Source organism: Synechococcus sp. CC9311 (assembly GCF_000014585.1).
GTDB lineage: Bacteria > Cyanobacteriota > Cyanobacteriia > PCC-6307 > Cyanobiaceae > Synechococcus_C.
This window is the reverse complement of sequence record NC_008319.1, coordinates 102,512-123,635: the sequence shown is the minus strand read 5'-3', so window position 1 is coordinate 123,635 and position 21,124 is coordinate 102,512. Positions and strand designations below refer to the sequence as shown.

The following is a 21,124-nucleotide window of genomic DNA, read 5'->3' as shown; positions in this document are numbered from 1 at the left end:
AATTCATCAAACTGCTGCAGGTGCTCCTGCAGGTTCGCCCATGCGTTGGGACGAGTAGCCGATCCCTCTCACCGTGAGAATCATTTCAGGATTACGCGGGTCGGGCTCAAGCTTTCCTCGCAGGCGTGCCACGTACACATCAACAACCCTTAGGTCAGCCGCACGTCGGGGCGGATACCCCCAAAGCTGCTCAAGGATTTCGGCCCTCGGGACCACATGACCCGGGTCGCGGAAGAGCAATTCAAGAAGGCTGAATTCTGTGTATGTCAGAGCGATGCGTTCCGTTCCCCGATTCACCTGACGGCGATTGGTGTCAACCACTAAATCTCCAACACGCATCACCCCTTGGCCACTGGGAATCTCGCGGGGCTCAACGGTGGCAGAACCGGACCCCACCCGTCTCAGGATCGTGAAAATGCGGGCTTCAAGTTCCTTTGGGCTAAAGGGCTTTGGAAGATAGTCGTCAGCTCCAAGGTCAAGGCCAGCCACGCGCTCAGAGATGGACTCCAAAGCCGAAAGAAAAATAATCGGAACGCATGACTCAGCGCGTAAGCGCCTGCAGACAGCAAAGCCATCCATTTTTGGAAGCATCACGTCGAGAACGACGAGATCCGGCGATTCACTGTGAAACTTTTCCAGCGCCTCCTCACCATCCTCAGCGGAGACGACGTTGTAACCAGCCAATTGCAGACGCATCAACAAAACCCGCCTCACTGCGGGCTCGTCGTCAACCACAAGAATGGTTCCTTTTACAGAAGGCCCATCTGTGGGCATCGCAACACAATGTGAAGAGAAACAACTCTACCGGTCAGCGTGAACAGTTCGTGAGCGACCAAAAGTCTGGGACTCAGGCTTTCGATTGTTTTTATGTTTTCAATTCAACGCAGCCAACGAGTGCAACTCGTGGCTGCATTAGGGCCATCGCGCCTCTGAGTAACGGTTCCACTGCTCAGCAGCCGTACGCACTGCCTCCTCACTGCTGATCTGACCCAACATCGCCCGCTGTAGTTGGGTGTACACGATGCTCTGAAGACGCTTGACGCCGGGCGTCGCAGGGACCAGGACCCTGGCCCGCTCCAGCGTCTTGGCCGAGAGAAGCCTTGCTTCTCGAACTTGAGCCAACTCAGGGGTTGCAGGACGCTCAGCTTCAAGCTCAGCACGCACCTGCCTGAGCGCCTCTAGGGAGGAGGGCAACACCCTGGCCTCGCGCGCAAAGCGCGCTTGGTTCGGCCCGTTGGTGAGATCGAGTGCAAACGACAACGCCTCTTGCGCGCGCTGACTCTGGCGAGGAACGGCAAGCGTCATCAAAGCCACGTTGGCGGTGCCATCGCCTCCTGTGAGGGGCGGTTGCGGGGAGGTCACCGCCGCCACGCCAGGGGCGTTGGTCTGGATGCTGCGTAAAAATTCAGCCCCACTGGCCAGCAGCGCGAGCTGTCCACTTTGGTAAAGCTCAATCGCCCGGCGTTGCCCCTGACTGACCACTTCCCTAGGGAGAAGGCCCTCTCGATACAGATCGGTCCAAAACGCAAACGCCTTACGCCCCTCTGGAGAGTTGAATCCCGCTCGCTGTTTGTCATCCAGCAAAACAACCCCCATCTGCACCATCGACTCCAGCAATTCGGCTGAATCGTCGGGCACAGCCGTGACAAAAAGGCCGTAACGTCCCGTTCGCTCTCGAATTTGACGAGCAAAGGCAGGAACATCCTCCCAGCGACGAGGCGGCGCGTTCACGCCCGCCTGTTGCAGCAGCTTCTGATTGACCAAGCTGAGGCGGACCGTGAGATACCAGGGCACGGCGATCTGGCCAGCCTTTGGATCGCGTGCCGCACGCCACACCGAAGGCAAATAGCGCTGAGCGGCATCCGGTGGCAACAGCGGCGTGAGATCGGTCAACCCACCCTTGCTTGCCAAATTGGCTGCAAAGGGGGGATTGAGATTCACAACATCCGGGGCAGTGCGAGCAAACACTGCAGCCAGGAGCTTCCGTTCCACAGAACCCCAAGGCAAGTCGGTCCAACGCACCGGTGCATCTGGATGGCCATCGTCCCAGCGATCAATCACCTGTTCCATGTAAGTGTTGAACTTGGGCGCTAGTTGCAGCGTCCAAAGCTGGAGAGCTCCTTCTGGCGCTGCGGCACGCCGGCAGCCCCCGATCAGCAACGAGGTGCTGAGAAGAGCCAGGGCCAGCCACCTACGGCGATGGGAAGTGTGCTGAATCATGCGGGAGTGCGCCGTCGCCAGATCAGAAGTTGCCAAGACCCAATCATCGGAGCCATCAGGCCAGTCATCAGCCCTTGCGCCAAACAGGTATGAAAGGCAAAGGCTTGGGCTAGAGGTGCATCCACGCCCTGAACCAACAGCTGCGCCCAAAGAGTCAGCCCTAGCAACATCGTGCCGATCCAAGCCAGCAACCCCAAATTGAGACTGCGTTGAATCGGTGGTCCGCGCCGCCCAAGCCATCCCCACCACCAGCCCAAAAGCATCAAAGCGGGCACCTGGCTTGCATCTCCCACACTGAGGCCATCCAGCACTAGCCCCATCGCCGCACCCGCGATCAAACCCGACACCGGTCCATCAACCAGCGCCCAAGGCAGCAGCCACAACACGGCCCAGCTCGGCAAAACACCGCCCAAGCTCAGCCATGACGGTGCCGCCAAGCTGATCAACGGCACCAACAATCCAGAGGCAACACAGATCGGTTGGCTATGAAGACGAGCCATCGATCAGCGCCTACTCACCTGCACCCAATCGATCGCATCCGGAGGCGCAATCAACTGAACCAAAGCCGTTGGAGCCGGCACCTCCCTGGAATTCAAGGACTGCACCACGGCCACCGGAAGATTCGCAGGCAGCAGGGTGCTGGCTGGGGAGGTGCTCACGAGATCACCGGGTCGCACCTTCACATCTCGATCAATGAATTTCAATTCAGGACGGGACGTTCCCATTCCCACCAGCAGGGCATGTTGGCGGGTCCGTGGCACCCAAACGCCAATTCGACTTCCAGGGGCGGTGAGCAAACGCACAAGGCTTGTGGCAGGCGTGGCACTTTGAACCCGGCCAATCAAGCCACCTGTACCGATCACCGCATCACCTTTTTGAATGCCATCCAGAGTCCCCTTTCCCAGCAAGATCTGCTGCCACCAGCCTTCAGGCGTTCTGGAGATCACAGCAGCGGAAATCGCGTTGTTGGCACCTTGACGATCCAGCGCAAGCAACCCCCTCAAACGGGCGTTATCCACCTCGAGCAGCTGCAAACGCGTGGCATCGTTCTGCTGCTGCGCTGACTGGATCCACTGTTTCTGAGCTGATCCAGGCCAAAATGGACGCGACAGCAAGGCATAGGCATCGGCAAAGCCTGCACCCTTGCTCCATCGCACGATCCCCAGCACTCCGAGAAGAGCGAGCCAAGGCAAGATTCGTTTCAGGCTCCGGGAACGCGTTCCCTGCGGCCACGGCGAGGAGCCCATTGAAATTAGAGGCTCGTAGCAGAACGAACGAATTCGGGTGTATCCAGCACACGCTGCAGGCGCTTGTAATCCTCAAGCACCTGACCGCAGCCATTCACCACGCAGAGAAGAGGATCTTCCGCAACGTGGGTGAAGATCCCCGTTTCATGGCTGATCAGGTCACTAATCCCCCTCACCAGGGCCCCACCGCCGGCAAGCATGATTCCGCGATCAACGATGTCTGCCGCCAGCTCAGGGGGGGTGCGTTCGAGCGTGCGTTTCACCGCCTCAACAATCACATTGAGGGGCTCAGCGATGGCCTCACGAAGGTCACCAGCTTGGAGCTGAATCGTGCGCGGCAAACCAGACAGGAGGTGCAAGCCACGCACATCCATCACCGTCTGATCGAAGTCGTTGTCTGGGAATGCGGAACCGATTCGAATCTTGATGTCTTCGGCAGTGCGCTCGCCCACCACCAGGTTGTGAACCTTTTTGAGATGGACACCGATCGAATCGCTGATTTCATCACCGGCAACTCGAACGGATTCACTCAGTACGGTGCCTCCAAGGCTGAGCACCGCCACTTCGGTGGTTCCTCCCCCAATATCCACAATCATCGTGCCGACTGGCTCCGTCACCGGCAAACCAGCACCAATCGCCGCGGCCACGGGCTCGTCGATGAGATGCACTTCTCTGGCACCGGCCAGGCCTGCCTCACGTACGGCACGGCGCTCCACACCCGTCACACCGCTGGGGATCCCCACCACCAGGCGTGGGGCAATGATTCCGCGCCCCTCGTTGCCTTTTTGAATGAAACTTTTGAGCATCTGCTCAGCTGCATCAAAATCAGCGATCACACCATCACGCAGGGGCCGCACCGCACGAATATTCCCAGGCGTACGGCCCAGCATCAGCTTCGCTTCATCACCGACCGCCAGGGGCACCCCCCGCTCGAGATCAATCGCCACCACTGAAGGCTCTTGCAACACAATCCCCTTGCCGGAGACATAAATCAGGGTATTGGCAGTGCCGAGGTCGATACCGATGTCACGGGAAAGCTGAAATCGACGAAAAAGCACTGGCTATGGCACAAGTCGCAGAATCTTAGGTGGGGTGTCATGCACCGGCTGATACATCCGGCGCTGAGGGTGGAACTCCTTAAAAGCAGCTACGACAACCGTGGCGCATCATTAATCCACGCAAAACCAAACCTTTATGAGTGTCAACTCCGTAACGTTGGTCGGCCGCGCTGGCCGAGACCCCGAAGTTCGCTACTTCGAATCCGGAAGCATGGTGGCCAACCTGACCATTGCAGTGAATCGCCGCAGCCGCGACGACGAGCCGGATTGGTTCAACCTTGAGATCTGGGGCAAACAGGCCCAGGTTGCCGCTGATTACGTCAAAAAAGGATCACTCCTCGGCATCATCGGTAGCTTCAAATTGGATCGCTGGACAGATCGCAATAGCGGCGAAGAACGCAGCAAACCCGTGGTTCGCGTTGATCGCCTCGAACTTCTTGGCTCCAAGCGCGACAGCGAAGCGGGTTCCGGTGGATTTGGGGGAGGAAGCCCCAGCGACGAGGAGGTTCCCTTCTAAATCATCCGCCATGGCGAACCGCTTTCCCGCGGGTTGGCGGGGCTCACCACAGCCGTTCGCTGGTGAGCCTCAACGCGTTAATCGGCGGATTGGCGGCGACGCCAAATCCTGAGGGCAACCCAAATACCACCGGCCAAAACAGCGATGACCAGGCCTACCTTGATCACTTTGGAGACGGGGTCGATCCAGACCTCAACATTGCTGTAGCCCTCACCAAGCACCATCCCGGCGATGGTGAGCAAGAGCGTCCAGATCAAGCTGCCAGCCGTGGTCCAAATTAAAAACGGAGCCATCGGCATCAGTTCAATCCCAGCAGGAACCGAAATCAGGGTGCGAATGCCTGGCACCAACCGTCCCCAAAACACCAAAGCAGTGCCATAACGACTGAACCAGCGGCGGCTCCGCGCGAGCTCCTCAGGGCTGATGCCGATCCAGCGGCCATGGCGCTCCAGCCATTGCTCAATGCGTTGTTCATTGATGAGGCGGCCGATGCCATACCAAGGCAACGCACCCAGCACCGTTCCGATCAAACCCGCAAGGACAACAGGGATGAATTGCAATTGTCCTTGCTGCACATAAAACCCTCCCAGAGGCATGATCAGCTCTGAGGGGATGGGCGGAAACAAGTTTTCCAGAAACATGGCAGCAAAAATGGCTCCATACCCCAACCATTGATTCGCCTCGACGGCCTGCCCAATCAGCTCTGGAAGCTGAGTAATCAGTTCAGACAGACCCATTCACAACAATGACAAAGCAAAGCTATTATTTCATACTTTATGAGCGAACGTCATCTTCGACAATGACGTGATTCGCAAAACGGAATCAGCCATAGAAAAAAGAAAAATGTCTCGACTTACGAGTCAGAAAAGCATCATTTGAGACCTAACAGCCTAAGTCGACTCCTCAATTTTTGAGGCCAAAGCAAGCTGACTGCATAAAGAAAAATCTTCACAATTTTATTGCCAGTTAGAACAAAGCCTCTTAAACACCCTGAACATCTCACTCATCAATGAAGCATGGAATGCTGCATTTACAGTGATGTTCACTAGGTCATTCTCGTTCCACAGCAGACATATCACCTTAACCTCAAATCAAAGACAAACCGAACTCAAAAATCCATCGTTTACTCAACAATCTCCAAGAGCAAAAGGACATAAAAAGGGCTGCTTTTGCAGCCCTCAATCAGTTCAAAATGATCAATAACGATAGTGATCAGGCTTATAGGGGCCTTCCACAGGAACGTTGATGTAATCAGCTTGATCTTTACTCAGCTCAGTGAGCTTGCATCCGATCTTCTCAAGATGGAGGCGAGCCACCATCTCATCGAGATGCTTAGGCAACACATACACCTCTTTGCCGTACTCACTGCCCTTCGTGAACAGCTCAATCTGAGCCAACACTTGATTGGTAAATGAGTTGCTCATCACGAAACTAGGGTGACCGGTGGCGCAGCCCAGATTCACGAGACGGCCTTCGGCAAGAAGAATAATCTTGTTGCCGCTAGGCAGGGTGATGTGATCCACCTGAGGCTTGATGTTGTCCCACTCATAGGATTTGAGAGAGGCCACATCGATCTCATTATCGAAATGTCCGATGTTGCAGACGATCGCTTCGTCCTTCATCTTCACCAGATGCTCATTGCGGATCACCTGGTAGTTACCCGTGGCGGTCACAAAGATGTCCATCTGATCCACCACATCCTCGAGGCGGACAACCCGGTAACCCTCCATCGCAGCCTGCAGTGCGCAAATGGGATCCACTTCAGCAATGCAAACGGTGGCGCCAAGCCCACGCAATGACTGCGCAGAACCCTTGCCTACATCGCCGTAACCAACCACGAGGGCTTGCTTGCCAGCCACCATCACGTCGGTCGCGCGCTTAATGCTGTCAACCAGCGATTCACGACAGCCATAGAGGTTGTCGAACTTGCTCTTCGTGACCGAATCGTTGACGTTGATCGCAGGGAAGGGAAGCTCTCCGCTCTTCTGCATCTTGTAAAGACGAGCCACTCCTGTGGTGGTCTCCTCGGTCACACCCTGAATCTCAGCCTTAATACGGCTGTAGAAACTGGAATCCTTGGCCAACTTCTTCTTGATCGAAGCGAACAGGAAGGTCTCCTCTTCGTTGGAAGGGTTATCGAGCACGGTGATGTCCTGCTCAGCCTTGCTACCCAACATCACCAGACCGGTGGCATCCCCACCGTCGTCCAGGATCATGTTGGGCGTTCCGCCATCGCCCCATTCGAGAATGCTATGGGTGTAATCCCAGTACTCCTCAAGGGTTTCACCCTTAACAGCAAAGACTGGAATCCCACCAGCAGCCATCGCAGCTGCAGCGTGGTCTTGGGTGGAGAAAATGTTGCAGGAGGCCCAGCGCACATCGGCACCAAGCTCGACCAGGGTTTCGATCAGAACAGCTGTCTGAATCGTCATGTGCAGGGAGCCGGCAATCCGGGCCCCCTTCAAGGGCTTGTCCTTGCCGTACTTGGCACGCAATGCCATCAGACCGGGCATCTCGGTCTCAGCAATATTGAGTTCCTTGCGTCCAAAATCGGCTAAACCGATATCCGCAATGACGTAGTCCTTTGCGACCTGAAGTTCGGCCGTTGCCGCGGCTGTTGCCACCATATTGAAAAGCTCCCTGGGGAGGATGTGAACGATAAATACTTCGGAGACGCCGAGGCTTCGGGCTCCCTTATCCGCCAATCTACAGATGAGACAAGGATCCTTGACGATCTTGAGGCCACAAAAGACCTTGGCCGGATGTTGGCAGCGCGCCTCAAACCGCACGACATCTTGCTCCTACAGGGACCACTCGGAGCAGGCAAAACCTCTCTCGTGCAGGGGCTAGCCGACGCTCTAGGAATCCAAGAACCGATCACCAGCCCAACCTTTGCACTTGCTCAGCACTACCCCGAAGGCACCCCACCACTGATCCATCTCGACCTGTACCGCCTCGAGCAAGCCTTCGCAGCCAACGACCTCTTCCTTCAAGAAGAAGAAGAAGCCTCTGCGATGGGAGCCCTGCTCGTGGTGGAGTGGCCTGAAAGGCTCAGCCTTTCTCTACCTGACGCCTGGTTTTTAGATCTCAATTACGCCCCTGGCGGAGGACGCACCATCTCGCTGCAGTGTCCGAACGTCATGCCTGCAAGAAAGACGACGACCAGCGAGAGATGACCTGATCCACAACCAAAATCGAGCATGCGACCACCAGTGCTGGAATCAAAGGCAAACAGCCCCCCTGGAACACCTCTGGAATCACGCCGGTTGCAAACCCCAGCAGAACGGCTTCTCCCCCGATGACCGACAAAATGGCGCCAATAACGGACCATCGCAGGCCATAAACCGCCCCCACCAGCATCGGGAACAACAAAGCGAGACCCGAAAACGCATGGGTTGCCAGCGACAAAATCGCCTCCGGCGGACGAAGCGCAATGACCAGACCAGAGACAGCAAGTGCAATCACCACCAGCTGCCCGACACGCACTTGCTCCGGCAAAGATGCTTGTGGGCGCCAATACCTCTTATATAAGTCGCGGGTCAACATGGAAGACAGGGCCAACAATTGCGAATCCAAAGTGGACATAAACGCAGCCAAAGCCCCCACCATCACGATTCCTGTCAGCCACTCCGGGCTGTAACGCCCCAGCATCAACGGCATGATCTGATCGGATGCGCGACCCACCAGATCGGGGAAGGCCAGATGCCCCCACATCCCGATCATCACTGGACAAATAAACAGCACTCCCGCCACGACGGGATAAAGCACCATCGACTGTTTCAGCGAGCGGTCATCCCCAGCAGCGAAAAAACGCATCAGCATCTGCGGGAACATCGGAAGACATAACGGCCAAAGGAGCAAATAGCTCGCCATCATTCGAGGCGTAAAAAAATCATTGCGTCCAGCCCCGCTAAAGAGATCAGGAAGCTGTTGCAAAAGCGTGCGATTTGCGGTTTGAACTCCACCCACACCTACGGCAACAGCCACAAAAGCCATCAGCATTAGCAAAAACATCAGCACTCCTTGAAGCACATCGGTGCGGGCCACAGCTCGCATACCACCGCCAACGACATAGAGCACAATCACAACCGTGAGCAGTACTGCTCCCACTTCAAAAGGAACGACGCCTCCAGTGAGACTTTCCAGCAAATACCCCGCACCCAATGGCTGCAGAGCCAAATAAGGAAGGGTGAACAGCACCATTACTGCAAGCACCAATAAGCGCACCCCTTCTCCAGGCAGGAGATGGCCGATCAATTCAGAAGGAGTGATGAGGCCATGTTGAGCGCTGAGTCTCCTCACCCGACAGCCAAGGCTGCCGAAGCTGAGAGCAGCTAATCCTGTTCCAAAAGCCATCATTGGGTAATAGGCAATCCCGATTCGATATCCCGCCCCGGCAAAGCCAAGAAAGAAAAAAGCACTGAAGTTGGTCGCGATCAGCGTGAAAAACAACACGCCGGCACGCAGGCGGCGATCGGCCAAAAAATAGGAGTCGGCGCTGTTGGTTTGTCCCCCAAGACTTTGAGCACCTAGCCAGAGCAAAGCCAGCAGATAGACAACAAGAGAGATGAGCGCAGAAATCAGGGTGGTGGTCATGGGCGGGCGATCCAAGCAGCGATCAGGGTGAGTGCCGCCTGAAGGACGATGAACATCAACACCCAGGCAGGCAGGCCAGCCCAAAACGGCAGGGCCGATGCAGCCTGAAAATGCACCACTAATGCCAAAGCAACAGCAGCGAGCAAGGCCAACCATGGCAAGCGGCTTGGCATGACAACCATGAATCGCACTCCTTCTCAACCTTCATTCTGATCAATCACTTTTTCAGCCCAAGACCCCACACCAAGGCAACTAGAGCGCAGCGTCTCAACGCTGCAGGCTTCATCCTTGAAACACTGGACGCCAAGCCATGAGCACGGAGCATGACACCTCTCTCGAAGCGTTAAGCGCCAGGGGTGTTCGTCAGATCGCTATCACCTGGGACAACCACGCGGGCGAGTCGCTCGTCAAGGTTGTTCCATTGCGCCGTTGGCAACTCGCCATCGACGTTGGCGTTGGCTTCTCGCCGATCTCCGACGCCTTCCGCTCGGACGGAATCATCGATCCGGCACATCGCCTCACTCGACCGGATGGGGATCTGCGCCTCAAGGCTGATCCATCATCACTGGCGATGCTGGAACCCGATCAAGGCTGGGCCTGGGCCGCAGGCGAACGATGGAACCGCAACAGCACTGGTGCCTACGAGGCAGATCAGCGCCACTTCTGCCGCCGAATGGGAGAAACATTGCATCGAAAAGGCCTTTCCCTCACTGCTGGATTTGAACTGGAGTGGGTCGTCATCACCCCAGACAACGATGGCTCCCCAAAGGCAGTGATCGCTGGTGGCCCTTATGGCGCGGACCGCTTGATCGAGGGCCTCGATTACGCCTCGGCACTCCTCAAGGCATTGGATGCAGCCGATGTGGACTGGCTCCAATTTCATCCCGAATATGGCCCCTCACAGTTCGAACTCTCCTTCGCAGCCCAAGCCCCCCTTCAAGCGGCGGACCAACTGATTCGTGCCCGATTGGTGATTCAACGTGTGACACGCCGCTTCGGCTGGTTCAGCAGCTTCAGTGCCAAACCCAGGCTCGACTGGGTTGGGAATGGCGGCCATCTGCACTTCAGTGTCCGAGATTCGCAAGGCCCCTTGCTACAGGAAGGTTCCGGGCCCTATGGGCTGCGTCCTGAGGGCGAAGCCCTGATCGCAGGAGTGCTCGAACAGCTACCTGGACTGGTAGCCCTGGCTAGCCCATCACCCGTGTCTTATCTACGCCTAGTGCCCAGCAGCTGGTCTGCGCCCTTCCAGGTCTGGGGGATGGAGAACCGTGAGGCAGCCGTTCGGTTCATCCCCACTGCGTCAGATCAAAGTGCGGCCCACCTGGAGATCAAGGCAGTCGATCCCACTGCAAATCCCTACCTGTTACTCGGTGCACTACAGGCCCAAGTGCTGGATGCCATGAGACATAAACGCATCCTTCCACCAGAGCAGATCGGCGATCCGGCACTCGTTAACGACCACAGCGTTTGCAGGCTTCCAGCCAGTCTTGTTGAGGCACGAATAGCGCTGGAGCGCGACGCTGTCCTTCTTGAGGCCATGGGCCCGCTGTTGCACGGATCACTCTTAGACAGCCTTGCCGCTGAAATCCACCGGGTAGAAACAAAATCGGAAGAGCAACAAGTGAGTGACAGTTGCTGGTGGCCGATCGTGGGAGGACTGGTGTAGTTGGATTGTTTATGCCTTGGTCTTCTCTGCGCTGATCTGGTCTGCGACCCAGTGCCGGCCTTGCCAAACGCCGGTCAAATCGTAGAGACCTCCCTAATGGAACTTTGCTTAGGGGGCTGTGCTGCCAATACCGCTTACGACTTGGCCAAGTTGGGCGTAGATGTGTGTTTAGGGGGGTGCATTGGAGAAGATCCATTCGGCGACTTTCTTCTGCGAACCCTGGAGGAAGCTGGAGTTCAAACCACTGGGGTAAGCCGCTGCTCCCAGGCCACGACCGCAACATCAGCTGTGATCAATGTGGAGGGGGGTGATCGACGCTTGATCTCAGTGGTGGGAGCCAACCGGCTTTTCAAATGCAGCATGATTCCGGAGGGCCTGATCGAATCCGCAGCCGTCATTCATATCGGCGGCTTTCTCTTGCTAGACGCCCTCGAAAGCGTTCAAACCCAAGAACGCCTTCAACAGGCCCGCGCTAACGGTGCTCTTGTGGTGCTGGATGTCATTGAGGTCAAAGACCCTCTTGCCATGGAACGGGTGCAGCGCGTTTTGCCCTTCACCGACGTGGTGCTCCCGAATCGTGATGAAGCGGCTCTCTTGACTGGGCGTAAGAACCCTTGGGACCAGGCACAGATGTTCGGCGATGCCGGAGCTAGCACGGTGGTGATTACGGATGGTGCTCAAGGGACCTATGTCGTGACCGATGGACTGCGCCTTCGTAGTGATGCTTATTCCACCTCCTTTCTCGGCGGGACGGGCGCCGGGGACGCCTTTGACGCAGGGTTCATTGCTGGGTATCTCAACGGGGAGGACCTAAAAGGCTGCGTACGCTGGGGAAGCGCCATGGGTGCAAGCTGCGTGCGAAGCACCGCAGCGACATCCAGCGTGTTTAGCAAAGAAGAAGCACTCCGCTTCATGGGAAATCACACCCTTCACATCCACGAGGTCTGATAACAGCACCTCATCAGGAGGGCACCATCGGAATCAGCTCAGAATGAGCTATTCAGAAAAGAATCCGATGGTTTGAGGAGAAGCAAGGGATCCCCCATCCGTAGCAACGCCCAACCGTCATCGATTCAGGAAGGTGAGAACATCCTGCTCTTGCGGCTGTGGATCGATGGCTCCGGCACCGCTGCAAACAAGAGCACCGCAGGCTGACGCAAAGTACAGCCGCTCATTCACGGGACGATCCCAACAGTGCAATAGACCCGCAGTGAACGCGTCCCCTGCCCCAGTGGTGTCGATGACCTGAGAAGGCTGAAACACCGGCATACTCCCAGCCTCATGCTCGATAAACCAGCGAATGGGGTTGGCTCCATCGGTTACAACAACATCGGGCTGCTGCGGCAAATCTTTAGCGACAGCAGCAGGATCATCACTGCCGAAGAACCACAACGCCTCCTCCCGAGCCAATTTGATCAGGGAGGCCTGTTCCAACAACGGCTTGATCACCGCCAATGCATCAGCGGTAGGACCAGCTGCTGGATCTGCCTCGGGATCCCAAAACGTGGGGCGCCAATTCACATCTACAGCAAGCGCAAGGCTTGCCGCCTGGGCTTGAGCCAACAACCACTGCAGCGAATCAGCAGAAGTTGGCGTTGCCAATGGAATCGTTCCAACGAGCAACCAGCGAGCCTGCTTCGACACCATCGGCCAAACCGCTTCCAATTCGCCAAGATTCAGCATCTGATCGGCAAACCCCAGGGCGTGATCTCCTGCAAAACCCTGAAACACACGCTCACCATTGGCATGGCGGCGAACCAACACCACCCGACTTGGGTGACTTACATCGCGTTGAAGGGCTTGAACAGCCACACCCCGCTGCTGAAATAGATCACGAAAGGCAGAACCAATTGAGTCTTCACCAAGTCGACCAACCAGACCGACAGGAGTGCCCAATCGGGCAAGAGCACAGGCCACGTTCGCAGGTGCACCGCCCAAACGATCATCACAAGATTCAGGAGCTGCCGTCACGGGATCTCCCCCCAGCGGCCCAAGTCGATCAACCAATGCCTCACCCAGGCACATCACACGAGGAGCCAAAGCAGAAAGATCGGCCATAACAGCAAGTCGGATGTCTTAAGGCTGGCTGCGGCTAAGCGTGATGCCAACCAACTTCACCCCACAAGCAGGCCGCTCAGGAGAGATGGTCCAAAAGCGCAGCAATGATCCGCGCATTTGCTGCAGGAAAGGGAAAGTCAACCAAAGACTCCGGACGCACCCAGCGCACTTGCTGGCTCGCAAGCGGCTGGGGTTCACCCTTTCGCCACTGGCAGAGGTGCACCACAAAACGCAGCTTTTTATGGCTGTAGGCATGGTCAAGACTGATCAACTCCTCTCCCACAGCCACGTCGATCGCCAATTCCTCTTGCAATTCACGGGTAATGGTCTGAACGATGGCCTCGCCTGGCTCCTGTTTCCCGCCAGGGAATTCCCATAGCCCGCCCAATAGCCCCTCATTCAGGCGTTGATCAATCAACACCTCCCCAGAATCGTTCAACACCACACCCACGCCAATCACTTGAAAAGGCACTGCTCGAGGGGTGTCTTTCACGGGGTAGCGCTCCACATCACAAGCAGCGTAAGCAGAGCAATGCATCTGCCAAGGACAGCACGCGCAATTGGGTGAACGGGGAATACAGACGGTGGCACCGAGATCCATCAGAGCCTGATTGAGATCACGAGCCCGACCGGGTGCAGCCTCAACAAGAGCCTCACTCCAGTTCCAGAACAAGCGCAGGTCACGCGTCGGCGGGCGCGAATGAGCCCTAAACCTCGCCAGCACCCGACGCACATTGCCATCCAGGATCGCAAGGGGGCTATTGAAAGCCGAGGAAAGAATGCCTCCAGCCGTACTAAGGCCAATTCCAGGCAAATCCAACCAGAAACCTGGCTCCTGGGGCCAGCTCAGAGGATCTTCGCAGGACTGACAGCCGATTCGCTCTAGCAAAGTCTGGGCAGAGCCATGCAAACGACGGGCTCGGGAGTAATAGCCGAGCCCCTGCCAACTCAAAAGGACCATTTGCGCCTCGGCTTCAGCCAACGACTCGAGGGTTGGGAAGGACTCCATCCAGCGCTGCCAGTAAGGCAAAACCACTTGCAGCTGTGTTTGCTGCAGCATCACTTCAGCGACATGGATCGGATATGGATTCAAGTGCTCGTAGGGCTCAGACCATTTCCCCTCAGGAGTGAACATCCAGGGTTTGAAAGCAGGATCTTTGCGGCCATGCACCTCCCACCAGGCCAACAAGGAGCGGCTCAGTTCCGGTGTCAATGCACTGGGTTCCTCCATTGATCAGCGCGCAAGCTCTCATGATTCCTACCTTCACTGCAGGACCTAACGCTTCCTAGACCAACGCCATTGGCCCAAAGCCACCAGGCAGCACCCGCCAACAGTTCGCCGACTGTGCCCGATAGGAACTGAGGGAGAAGCCAGGGCGTCACTGGTACTCAATAAGAGGTATGGTCCGCGGAACTATCGGTTGCATTGTGCGGGGCTCTTTTGTTGTCGTGCTGACTCTCTCTGTTGCGCTTGCAGCATGCGGGCAGAGCAAGAAATCAGGCCCAACCTTCTTATCCATCAACACTGCAACGATCTCCCAGGGCAACTTCAAACCAAGCATCAAAGCCGTAAGCCCCCTTGAATCCACCACCAATGTGACGCTCAGCCCTGAAACAGATGGTCGGGTGATCAAAAAACTTGTCAGAGAGGGAGATCAAGTTCAAGCAGGTCAAGTGATCCTTGTGCTCGACAACACGCAACTGAGTGCTCAACTTGATGCATCTCAATCACAAGCGCGTTACGACAGAGTGAATGCTGAGCGATACCAATTCCTTTACGAGCAAGGAGCTGCATCAGCGAAACGTCGTGATGCCTACGTCACGAAAGCGATCACATCAAGAGATCAGGCCATCGCCGATAAGGCCACCCTTAACTACAAATTTGTGCGTTCTCCAATTAACGGAGTCATCGGTGACTTGGACACCGTAAAAATTGGCGATTACGTGAAAACTGGAGACATCATCACGGGGATTGTGGACAACTCAACCCTCTGGACATTGATGGAGATCCCCGCATCGCAGGCATCCCAAGTGAAAGTGGGACAACCAGTTCGGCTCGCATCTCAATCCACCCCGCAGGTCACCGGTAAAGGAACAATCACATTTGTATCTCCTTACTATGCAATCCCTAAAGCTGGCAATCCACCCAACACACTGATGGTGAAGGCGGAGTTTCCCAACCTCACCGGACAGTTAAAGACAGGCCAATACGTCACCTCCGAAATTATTACTGGATCAAGCGAGCGGTTAGCGGTACCGGTGCAGGCCGTGATGATGCAAGCCCAACAGCCTTTCGTCTATGAGGTAGTGCCCATCAGCAAAGCGCTACCGAACATCAAACGCTCACCCAACACAACAGCTAAGGCGTTGAAAACACTGGAAAAACTTCCAGGCAACACGCCAATCGTGCTTCAAACCAAAGTGCAGCTCGGGGATCTACAAAACAATCTCTATCCGGTGATATCAGGACTCAAATCTGGGGACAAAGTGGCGATTAGCAACACAAGTCGACTTCGCAGCGGCATGCCTGTGAAGGTTTCAGTGGGATCCAACTGAACCGATGGCCTTTTCCGACAATTTCATCAAGCGACCGGTTCTGACCACGGTCTGCAGCATTTTGATTGTGCTAGTTGGGATGATCTCGATCCCGATGCTGCCCATCGCCTACCTGCCAAACATTGCCGATCCTCTAATCCAGGTCATCGCAAACTATGGAGGCGCCAATGCGGAGGTAACCGAGCAAGCGGTAACGAATCCATTGGAACAACAGATCAATGGCGTTCCCGGAGTGAGCTATATCTCCTCGAACACAGATATGACAGGCAATAGCACAGTCAATGTCTATTTCGATCAGTCAACTGATATCGATATTGATCAAGTCAATGTCCAGAACCGTGTGTCTCTGGCCAACCCCCAACTCCCAGAGCAAGTAAGCGAAGTAGGTGTATCCGTTAAGCAGAGCAACCCGTCGATCCTGCTTGCCTATGAAGTGAGTTCCAGCAAAGGGCAATTTGATGCAGCCTATTTAAATGGACTCGTCTACGAACAACTCTATTATCCACTCTCTCGGGTGGAGGGTGTTGCCACAGTCAATATCATCGGAGGCGCCACTCCAGCATTTTGGCTGTTTGTTGATCCCAACAAACTTGCAGCCAACAAACTCACATCCGAAGACGTAATCAATCAAGTTAAGTCTCAAAACAGTGTGGCTGTTGGAGGACTTGTTGGAGGCCCGCCGGCCTCAGGCGATCAAGCCTTCACCTATCCGATTGTGGTGAAAAACAACGGCAACCTTATCTCCATCGATGACTTCAACAATCTCATCCTCAACCGCTCGCCATCTGGCAATCTGCTCAAACTGAAGGATGTCGGCGAAGTGCGCTACGGGAGCAACACCTTCTCTGCGCAGGCTGTTGATCAAAACGGACACGAAGCGCTCACGATTGCTGTCTATCAGACCCCTGCCAGCAATGCTCTCGACGTCTCTGAAGCAGTCGTTGATCAAATCAACCAATTCAGAAGCACGTTGCCTCCTGGCGTCACGATTGATCAGATTTATAACATCGGCCAATTCATCGAATCCTCCGTGGATGGAGTGATTGACGCTCTCGGACTTGCCATTGTGCTGGTTCTGATCATCCTGTTTCTGTTTCTACAGAACTGGCGCGCCACCGTGGTGCCCAGCCTGGCGATTCCGATTTCTCTCGTGGGAACATTCGCATTCCTCAACGTTTTCGGATTTTCGATTAATCAGCTCACGCTGCTGGGTCTCGTACTAGCAACAGGCCTCGTGGTGGATGACGCCATCGTGGTGATCGAAGCCGTCTCCACCAACATCGAGAAGGGAATGAAGCCCCGCGAGGCAGCACTCGCTTGCATGGGCGAACTCTTCGGTGCACTCCTTGCAACCGCCCTCGTGCTGATGGCGGTGTTTGTACCGGTTGCCTTTTATCCCGGTGGGACCGGGATCATCTACAAGCAGTTCGCACTCACGATCGCCTTTTCGGTTGCCATCTCTGCCTTTAATGCCCTGACGTTTTCACCCATGCTCTCGGGTCTGATCCTTTCGCAGAAAAAACCACCGGAACCCAAGGGGCGCAGCTGGATTGTGGTGGGAGTGATCGTGGGCTTGGCCTTTGGCCGCTTTAGTGCTGCTTCCTTTGGGAACTGGACTTACATCGCTGGCATTGTGATCGGTGCTCTCGCGGGTTCGAACCTGCCGCTTATCTTCAAGGTGTTTAACAGCAACTTCGAGCGTCTCGAAACCACCTACTCAAAGCTCCTCAAACGGATGATCCAAGCCCGCCGCATTGTGCTGGCTGGCTTGGTTGTAGGAATCGTGGTGACCAGCTTCGCCTTCACCATCCTTCCTACAGCCTTTATCCCCGATGAGGATCAAGGTTATGGGATGGGAATTTTCCAACTGCAGAACGGGGCTTCCCTGGTGGAAACCAAAAAGCTTGGAATGCAAATCGCCAAGGTTCTCAGTGAAGAAGACGATGTAGCCAATGCATCGATCATCAACGGCTTTGGATTCAACGGCTCCAGTCCCGATCAAGGCATCTTTTTCTTCGGTCTCCAGCCCTTGGAAGAGCGCAAAGGCGCTGAACACAGTTCAGATGCCATCGTGGATCGCCTCAATGCAAAATTAATCCAATTAAGCGACGGCCTCGCTAAGGCTTCAGGCCCACCAGCAGTACCTGGATTCTCACCTCAAGGAGGTTTCTACTTCCAGTTCAACGATCTCAGCAACGGTACCTATAGCTTCAACGACCTCTCCAATTTGTCAGGCCAACTCATCAAGACGGCTAATGCAAGTGGAGACTTTTCCAACGTCTATACACAGTTCACTCCAAGCGCTCCAGCGATCGGCCTCAATATCAATCGAGAGGTGATGTATGCACTCAACGTCGACTTCCAAGAGGCGATGGACACCATTTCCGCGCTGGCCGGTAACAACTACTCCGGCATCACCTACGAGAGTGGTCAAGTTCGCAACATCTACGTACAAGGCACGCCAAATCAGCGACAAAACATCGACGACATTCTTAGCTTCTACGTTCGATCAAAGGATGGCGACTTAGTCCAGGTGTCCCAATTTGCTGAAGCCGAGCTCAGCAGTGCCCCGCCAATTATCAGCCACTACGACTTGAATCGCACAGTACTGATTCAGGGCGCAGAAGCCATCGGCAAGAGCAGCGGTCAGGCCCTGAGCAAAATCCAGCAATTGTTTAACGCTGAAAATTACACCAACATCGGTTCAGCCTTCACTGGTCTGGCAGCTCTGCAGCTCTCAGCCGGGAACGCCAGCATCCTGGTGTTTGGACTTGGTGTGCTCATTGTGTATCTGGTGCTCTCAGCCCAGTACGAGAGTTACATCACACCAGTCATCATCCTGGCAACGGTTCCCCTGGCCATGCTTGGCGCTCTCGCCTTTCTTGCGATCCGTTCAATCGATTTGAACATCTATGCACAAATTGGCCTGGTCACCCTGATCGGCCTAGCGGCCAAGAATGGAATTTTGATCGTGGAGGTGGCCGAGCAAAAGCTCAAAGAGGGGAAAAGCACCGTGATCGCCGTTGTCGAATCGGCCGAATCTCGACTTCGTCCCATCCTGATGACAGCGATAGCCGCCCTCGCTGGTTTCTTACCTCTTGTGGTCGCCAACGGCGCAGGAGCGAATGCACAACAATCTCTTGGAACCGTCATTTTTGGTGGATTGATCGTTGCAACCGTGCTCTCAGTAGGGGTTGTCCCACCCGTTTATGTGCTGGTTAAGGACCTGGAGAGCAGGCTCTTATCACCAAGGGAATGAACACTCCTTTGGCTCCGATTCAGATGCTTTGGACCTGGAAGTCTCATCAAATTGGCTGGTCATTGGTGGGAGATCGAACGGCACCAACAGCCGTGCTCCTGATCCATGGCTTTGGAGCCAATACAAATCATTGGCGCTTCAACCAACCAGTCCTCGGCAAGCAAGTTCCCACCTATGCCATCGATCTACTGGGTTTCGGCAGGAGTGATCAGCCACAGGCACGGCTGAACGATGAACCCGCTACTGCAAAAACAGTTCAATACTGTTTTGATCTATGGGCCCAACAGGTCGCAGATTTTTGTCACAACGTGATCGATCGCCCCGTGGTTCTCGTTGGCAATTCAATCGGTGGTGTTGTAGCGCTAAGAGCTGCTCAACTTCTTGGAGAGGAACACTGCAAAGAAGTGGTGTTAATCGACTGCGCTCAGCGACTGATGGATGACAAACAGTTAGCGACACAACCGGTCTGGATGGCCTGGATTCGCCCCCTCCTTAAAACTCTGGTGAGTCAGCGCTGGCTGAGTACAACCCTTTTCCGAAACGCGGCCCGCCCAGCTCTCATCCGTAGCGTGCTCAAACAGGCCTATCCGAGTGGTAGCAATGTGGATGATGAGTTGGTGTCTCTTCTACTGAGACCCAGCCAACGGCATGGAGCTTCAGAAGCCTTCCGCGGGTTTATCAACTTATTCAATGATCACTTAGCACCGGACTTACTCAAAAATCTGTCGATTCCGGTCCATATGATTTGGGGCGAAGCTGACCCATGGGAACCAGTTAAAGAAGCCAAAGAATGGAAGGAAAAATATGAATGTATTCAATCACTTTTGGTGATTCCCCATGCAGGACATTGCCCCCATGACGAATCGCCAAAACCAGTGAACAAACAATTGCTGCTAATAGTCAATCAGCAGGCAACGTAGGCCTCAACTTGAGGGCTAAGGCGACGCAATCCAGCTAAACCATCACGCTCTAGGTTGCGCACGCGGTCACGGCTAATGCCGATGATGCGGCCAATACCCGTGAGGCTCATCGGCTCTTCTCCATCCATTCCATAGCGCATTCGCAACACTTTTCCCTGCAATTCAGGCAGCTGGCTCAATAGATCCCGCAGGTCTCCCTTCAAGCATTCACCTTCCACCTGATCTGACGGCAGTTCACCATCACCCGCCAGAAGTTCCAGCAGTTCGGTGTCGTCGCCATCGCCCACCTTCATCTCCAAACTCACAGGCTGGCGGGCACGGCACATCAGATCCTTCACTTCCTCCTCTGGAAGTTCCACAAATGACGCCAGTTCCGTCACCGATGGGGTGCGGCCGAGCTCTTGGCTCAACTCCCGTTGGCCTTTCTTCAGCTTGTTCAACATTTCGGTGATGTGGATCGGCAAGCGAATGGTTCGGCTCTTCTCCGCAATCGCGCGGGTGATGCCCTGACGAATCCACCAGTACGCATAGGTACTGAACTTGTAGCCCCGGGTGGGATCAAACTTCTCCACTCCACGCACCAAACCAATCGTTCCCTCCTGGATTAAATCCAGCAGTTCCATATTCCGCTTGGTGTATTTCTTCGCGACGCTCACCACCAACCTCAAATTGGCGGCCACCATCCGCTCCTTGGCGCGACGGCCAGCCTGCAGTTTTCGCTTCAGTTGCGCCGCACTCACACCAGCAGCTTTGGCTACCTCTTCTCTCGCGACCTCCTCACCACCACGCTGATCCTTCAGTTCCGCTTCTAACGCCTCTAAATCCATCAGCTCCTGCACCTGACGGCCCAGGGTGATCTCCTGCTGATGGCTCAACAACGGCACTCGGCCGATGTCTCGTAAATACGAACGAACTAAGTCGACTTCAGCGCCGGAGGCGCGACCAGTGGAGGCAGATGCGGGGCGGGAAGCAACAGCAGCAGCAGGAGCCATGACGCTTCATTGAGTTCTGTAAAGAGTAACCCTAA

The 21,124-nt window shown here is 55.3% G+C and carries 20 protein-coding genes; 7 read left to right on the top strand and 13 right to left on the bottom strand.

Annotated features, from left to right (window positions below):
- Positions 1 to 6: 6 nt before the first annotated feature.
- From rpaB to SYNC_RS00585, 5 genes are all read right to left on the bottom strand, one after another.
- Entirely contained in the window at positions 7 to 774 is a 768-nt protein-coding gene (gene rpaB / locus SYNC_RS00605; RefSeq protein WP_011618102.1) for a response regulator transcription factor RpaB, read from the bottom strand.
- Between the two features lie 138 nt (positions 775 to 912).
- Positions 913 to 2,220: a sugar ABC transporter substrate-binding protein gene (locus SYNC_RS00600; RefSeq protein ID WP_041426245.1), complete on the bottom strand. Its 1,308-nt coding sequence runs from the start codon at positions 2,218 to 2,220 to the stop codon at positions 913 to 915.
- Positions 2,217 to 2,720 carry a hypothetical protein gene (locus SYNC_RS00595; RefSeq protein WP_011618100.1) on the bottom strand — a complete coding sequence of 168 codons (504 nt, stop codon included), beginning with the start codon at positions 2,718 to 2,720 and terminating at the stop codon, positions 2,217 to 2,219. Before SYNC_RS00595 ends, SYNC_RS00600 begins: the two co-directional genes overlap by 4 nt.
- Before the next feature lie 3 nt (positions 2,721 to 2,723).
- Positions 2,724 to 3,467, bottom strand: a complete 744-nt coding sequence (gene mreC, locus SYNC_RS00590; protein ID WP_011618099.1) for a rod shape-determining protein MreC — start codon at positions 3,465 to 3,467, stop codon at positions 2,724 to 2,726.
- Positions 3,468 to 3,472: 5 nt separating this feature from the next.
- A complete protein-coding gene (locus SYNC_RS00585) occupies positions 3,473 to 4,525 on the bottom strand; it encodes a rod shape-determining protein (protein WP_011618098.1) in 1,053 nt (350 codons plus the stop codon).
- A gap of 136 nt (positions 4,526 to 4,661) precedes the next feature.
- Here SYNC_RS00585 and SYNC_RS00580 point away from each other — a divergent pair, with 136 nt between their 5' ends.
- Positions 4,662 to 5,042: a single-stranded DNA-binding protein gene (locus SYNC_RS00580; RefSeq protein ID WP_011618097.1), complete on the top strand. Its 381-nt coding sequence runs from the start codon at positions 4,662 to 4,664 to the stop codon at positions 5,040 to 5,042.
- A gap of 77 nt (positions 5,043 to 5,119) precedes the next feature.
- On the opposite strand, the gene SYNC_RS00575 is transcribed toward SYNC_RS00580, so the two are convergent.
- Positions 5,120 to 5,779, bottom strand: coding sequence for a DedA family protein (locus SYNC_RS00575; RefSeq protein WP_011618096.1), 660 nt, complete (start codon positions 5,777 to 5,779; stop codon positions 5,120 to 5,122).
- Positions 5,780 to 6,238: 459 nt separating this feature from the next.
- Entirely contained in the window at positions 6,239 to 7,669 is a 1,431-nt protein-coding gene (gene ahcY / locus SYNC_RS00570) for an adenosylhomocysteinase (protein ID WP_011618095.1), read from the bottom strand.
- Positions 7,670 to 7,693: 24 nt separating this feature from the next.
- On the opposite strand from ahcY, the gene tsaE reads away from it, so the two are divergent.
- Complete coding sequence (gene tsaE, locus SYNC_RS00565; protein WP_011618094.1) at positions 7,694 to 8,218, top strand: tRNA (adenosine(37)-N6)-threonylcarbamoyltransferase complex ATPase subunit type 1 TsaE; 525 nt, start codon at positions 7,694 to 7,696, stop codon at positions 8,216 to 8,218.
- Here the strand turns inward: tsaE and SYNC_RS00560 are convergent.
- Together SYNC_RS00560 and SYNC_RS14500 are read right to left on the bottom strand one after the other, a co-directional pair.
- Positions 8,181 to 9,638: a sodium:solute symporter family protein gene (locus SYNC_RS00560; RefSeq protein ID WP_041426242.1), complete on the bottom strand. Its 1,458-nt coding sequence runs from the start codon at positions 9,636 to 9,638 to the stop codon at positions 8,181 to 8,183. The two genes, tsaE and SYNC_RS00560, sit on opposite strands and share 38 nt — an antisense overlap.
- The gene (locus SYNC_RS14500) at positions 9,635 to 9,811 is read right to left on the bottom strand and encodes a hypothetical protein (RefSeq protein ID WP_167897119.1); all 177 of its coding nucleotides are present in this window, start codon (positions 9,809 to 9,811) and stop codon (positions 9,635 to 9,637) included. The genes SYNC_RS00560 and SYNC_RS14500 overlap by 4 nt, the downstream gene beginning before the upstream one ends.
- Before the next feature lie 137 nt (positions 9,812 to 9,948).
- Here SYNC_RS14500 and SYNC_RS00550 point away from each other — a divergent pair, with 137 nt between their 5' ends.
- Together SYNC_RS00550 and SYNC_RS00545 are read left to right on the top strand one after the other, a co-directional pair.
- Positions 9,949 to 11,304, top strand: a complete 1,356-nt coding sequence (locus SYNC_RS00550; RefSeq protein ID WP_011618092.1) for a glutamine synthetase — start codon at positions 9,949 to 9,951, stop codon at positions 11,302 to 11,304.
- Positions 11,305 to 12,252, top strand: coding sequence for a carbohydrate kinase family protein (locus tag SYNC_RS00545; protein WP_041426238.1), 948 nt, complete (start codon positions 11,305 to 11,307; stop codon positions 12,250 to 12,252).
- 117 nt (positions 12,253 to 12,369) lie between these two features.
- Here SYNC_RS00545 and SYNC_RS00540 read toward each other — a convergent pair whose 3' ends face one another.
- The 3 genes from SYNC_RS00540 to SYNC_RS14495 all read right to left on the bottom strand — a co-directional run bounded on the left by SYNC_RS00540 (position 12,370) and on the right by SYNC_RS14495 (position 14,745).
- Entirely contained in the window at positions 12,370 to 13,362 is a 993-nt protein-coding gene (locus tag SYNC_RS00540) for a carbohydrate kinase (RefSeq protein WP_011618090.1), read from the bottom strand.
- A 76-nt stretch (positions 13,363 to 13,438) separates the two neighbouring features.
- Positions 13,439 to 14,593, bottom strand: coding sequence for an 8-oxo-dGTP diphosphatase MutT (mutT, locus tag SYNC_RS00535; RefSeq protein WP_011618089.1), 1,155 nt, complete (start codon positions 14,591 to 14,593; stop codon positions 13,439 to 13,441).
- On the bottom strand, positions 14,572 to 14,745 hold the full coding sequence (locus SYNC_RS14495) for a hypothetical protein (RefSeq protein ID WP_167897117.1): 174 nt from the start codon (positions 14,743 to 14,745) through the stop codon (positions 14,572 to 14,574). The genes mutT and SYNC_RS14495 overlap by 22 nt, the downstream gene beginning before the upstream one ends.
- Before the next feature lie 18 nt (positions 14,746 to 14,763).
- Between SYNC_RS14495 and SYNC_RS00530 the strand changes: the two genes are divergently transcribed.
- From SYNC_RS00530 to SYNC_RS00520, 3 genes are read left to right on the top strand one after another with little or no spacing between them, the layout of a single operon-like run.
- Positions 14,764 to 15,918, top strand: a complete 1,155-nt coding sequence (locus tag SYNC_RS00530; RefSeq protein WP_011618088.1) for an efflux RND transporter periplasmic adaptor subunit — start codon at positions 14,764 to 14,766, stop codon at positions 15,916 to 15,918.
- A 4-nt stretch (positions 15,919 to 15,922) separates the two neighbouring features.
- Positions 15,923 to 19,177 (top strand): efflux RND transporter permease subunit, encoded by a 3,255-nt coding sequence (locus SYNC_RS00525; protein ID WP_011618087.1) that lies wholly within the window; start codon positions 15,923 to 15,925, stop codon positions 19,175 to 19,177.
- Positions 19,174 to 20,097 carry an alpha/beta fold hydrolase gene (locus SYNC_RS00520; RefSeq protein WP_041426235.1) on the top strand — a complete coding sequence of 308 codons (924 nt, stop codon included), beginning with the start codon at positions 19,174 to 19,176 and terminating at the stop codon, positions 20,095 to 20,097. Before SYNC_RS00525 ends, SYNC_RS00520 begins: the two co-directional genes overlap by 4 nt.
- On the opposite strand, the gene SYNC_RS00515 is transcribed toward SYNC_RS00520, so the two are convergent.
- A complete protein-coding gene (locus SYNC_RS00515) occupies positions 20,082 to 21,089 on the bottom strand; it encodes an RpoD/SigA family RNA polymerase sigma factor (RefSeq protein ID WP_011618085.1) in 1,008 nt (335 codons plus the stop codon). The two genes, SYNC_RS00520 and SYNC_RS00515, sit on opposite strands and share 16 nt — an antisense overlap.
- Between the last annotated feature and the right edge of the window lie 35 nt (positions 21,090 to 21,124).

What these genes read in the sequence shown, in the direction of transcription:
- SYNC_RS14500 (WP_167897119.1), bottom strand. Translation starts at nt 9,811, where the DNA reads ATGCCAAGCCGCTTGCCATGGTTGGCCTTGCTCGCTGCTGTTGCTTTG.
- SYNC_RS00580 (WP_011618097.1), top strand. Translation starts at nt 4,662, where the DNA reads ATGAGTGTCAACTCCGTAACGTTGGTCGGCCGCGCTGGCCGAGACCCC.
- SYNC_RS00530 (WP_011618088.1), top strand. Translation starts at nt 14,764, where the DNA reads ATGGTCCGCGGAACTATCGGTTGCATTGTGCGGGGCTCTTTTGTTGTC.
- SYNC_RS00595 (WP_011618100.1), bottom strand. Translation starts at nt 2,720, where the DNA reads ATGGCTCGTCTTCATAGCCAACCGATCTGTGTTGCCTCTGGATTGTTG.
- rpaB (WP_011618102.1), bottom strand. Translation starts at nt 774, where the DNA reads ATGCCCACAGATGGGCCTTCTGTAAAAGGAACCATTCTTGTGGTTGAC.
- ahcY (WP_011618095.1), bottom strand. Translation starts at nt 7,669, where the DNA reads ATGGTGGCAACAGCCGCGGCAACGGCCGAACTTCAGGTCGCAAAGGAC.
- SYNC_RS00575 (WP_011618096.1), bottom strand. Translation starts at nt 5,779, where the DNA reads ATGGGTCTGTCTGAACTGATTACTCAGCTTCCAGAGCTGATTGGGCAG.
- SYNC_RS00525 (WP_011618087.1), top strand. Translation starts at nt 15,923, where the DNA reads ATGGCCTTTTCCGACAATTTCATCAAGCGACCGGTTCTGACCACGGTC.
- mreC (WP_011618099.1), bottom strand. Translation starts at nt 3,467, where the DNA reads ATGGGCTCCTCGCCGTGGCCGCAGGGAACGCGTTCCCGGAGCCTGAAA.
- SYNC_RS00550 (WP_011618092.1), top strand. Translation starts at nt 9,949, where the DNA reads ATGAGCACGGAGCATGACACCTCTCTCGAAGCGTTAAGCGCCAGGGGT.
- SYNC_RS00540 (WP_011618090.1), bottom strand. Translation starts at nt 13,362, where the DNA reads ATGGCCGATCTTTCTGCTTTGGCTCCTCGTGTGATGTGCCTGGGTGAG.
- SYNC_RS00560 (WP_041426242.1), bottom strand. Translation starts at nt 9,638, where the DNA reads ATGACCACCACCCTGATTTCTGCGCTCATCTCTCTTGTTGTCTATCTG.
- SYNC_RS00600 (WP_041426245.1), bottom strand. Translation starts at nt 2,220, where the DNA reads ATGATTCAGCACACTTCCCATCGCCGTAGGTGGCTGGCCCTGGCTCTT.
- SYNC_RS00515 (WP_011618085.1), bottom strand. Translation starts at nt 21,089, where the DNA reads ATGGCTCCTGCTGCTGCTGTTGCTTCCCGCCCCGCATCTGCCTCCACT.
- SYNC_RS00520 (WP_041426235.1), top strand. Translation starts at nt 19,174, where the DNA reads ATGAACACTCCTTTGGCTCCGATTCAGATGCTTTGGACCTGGAAGTCT.
- mutT (WP_011618089.1), bottom strand. Translation starts at nt 14,593, where the DNA reads ATGGAGGAACCCAGTGCATTGACACCGGAACTGAGCCGCTCCTTGTTG.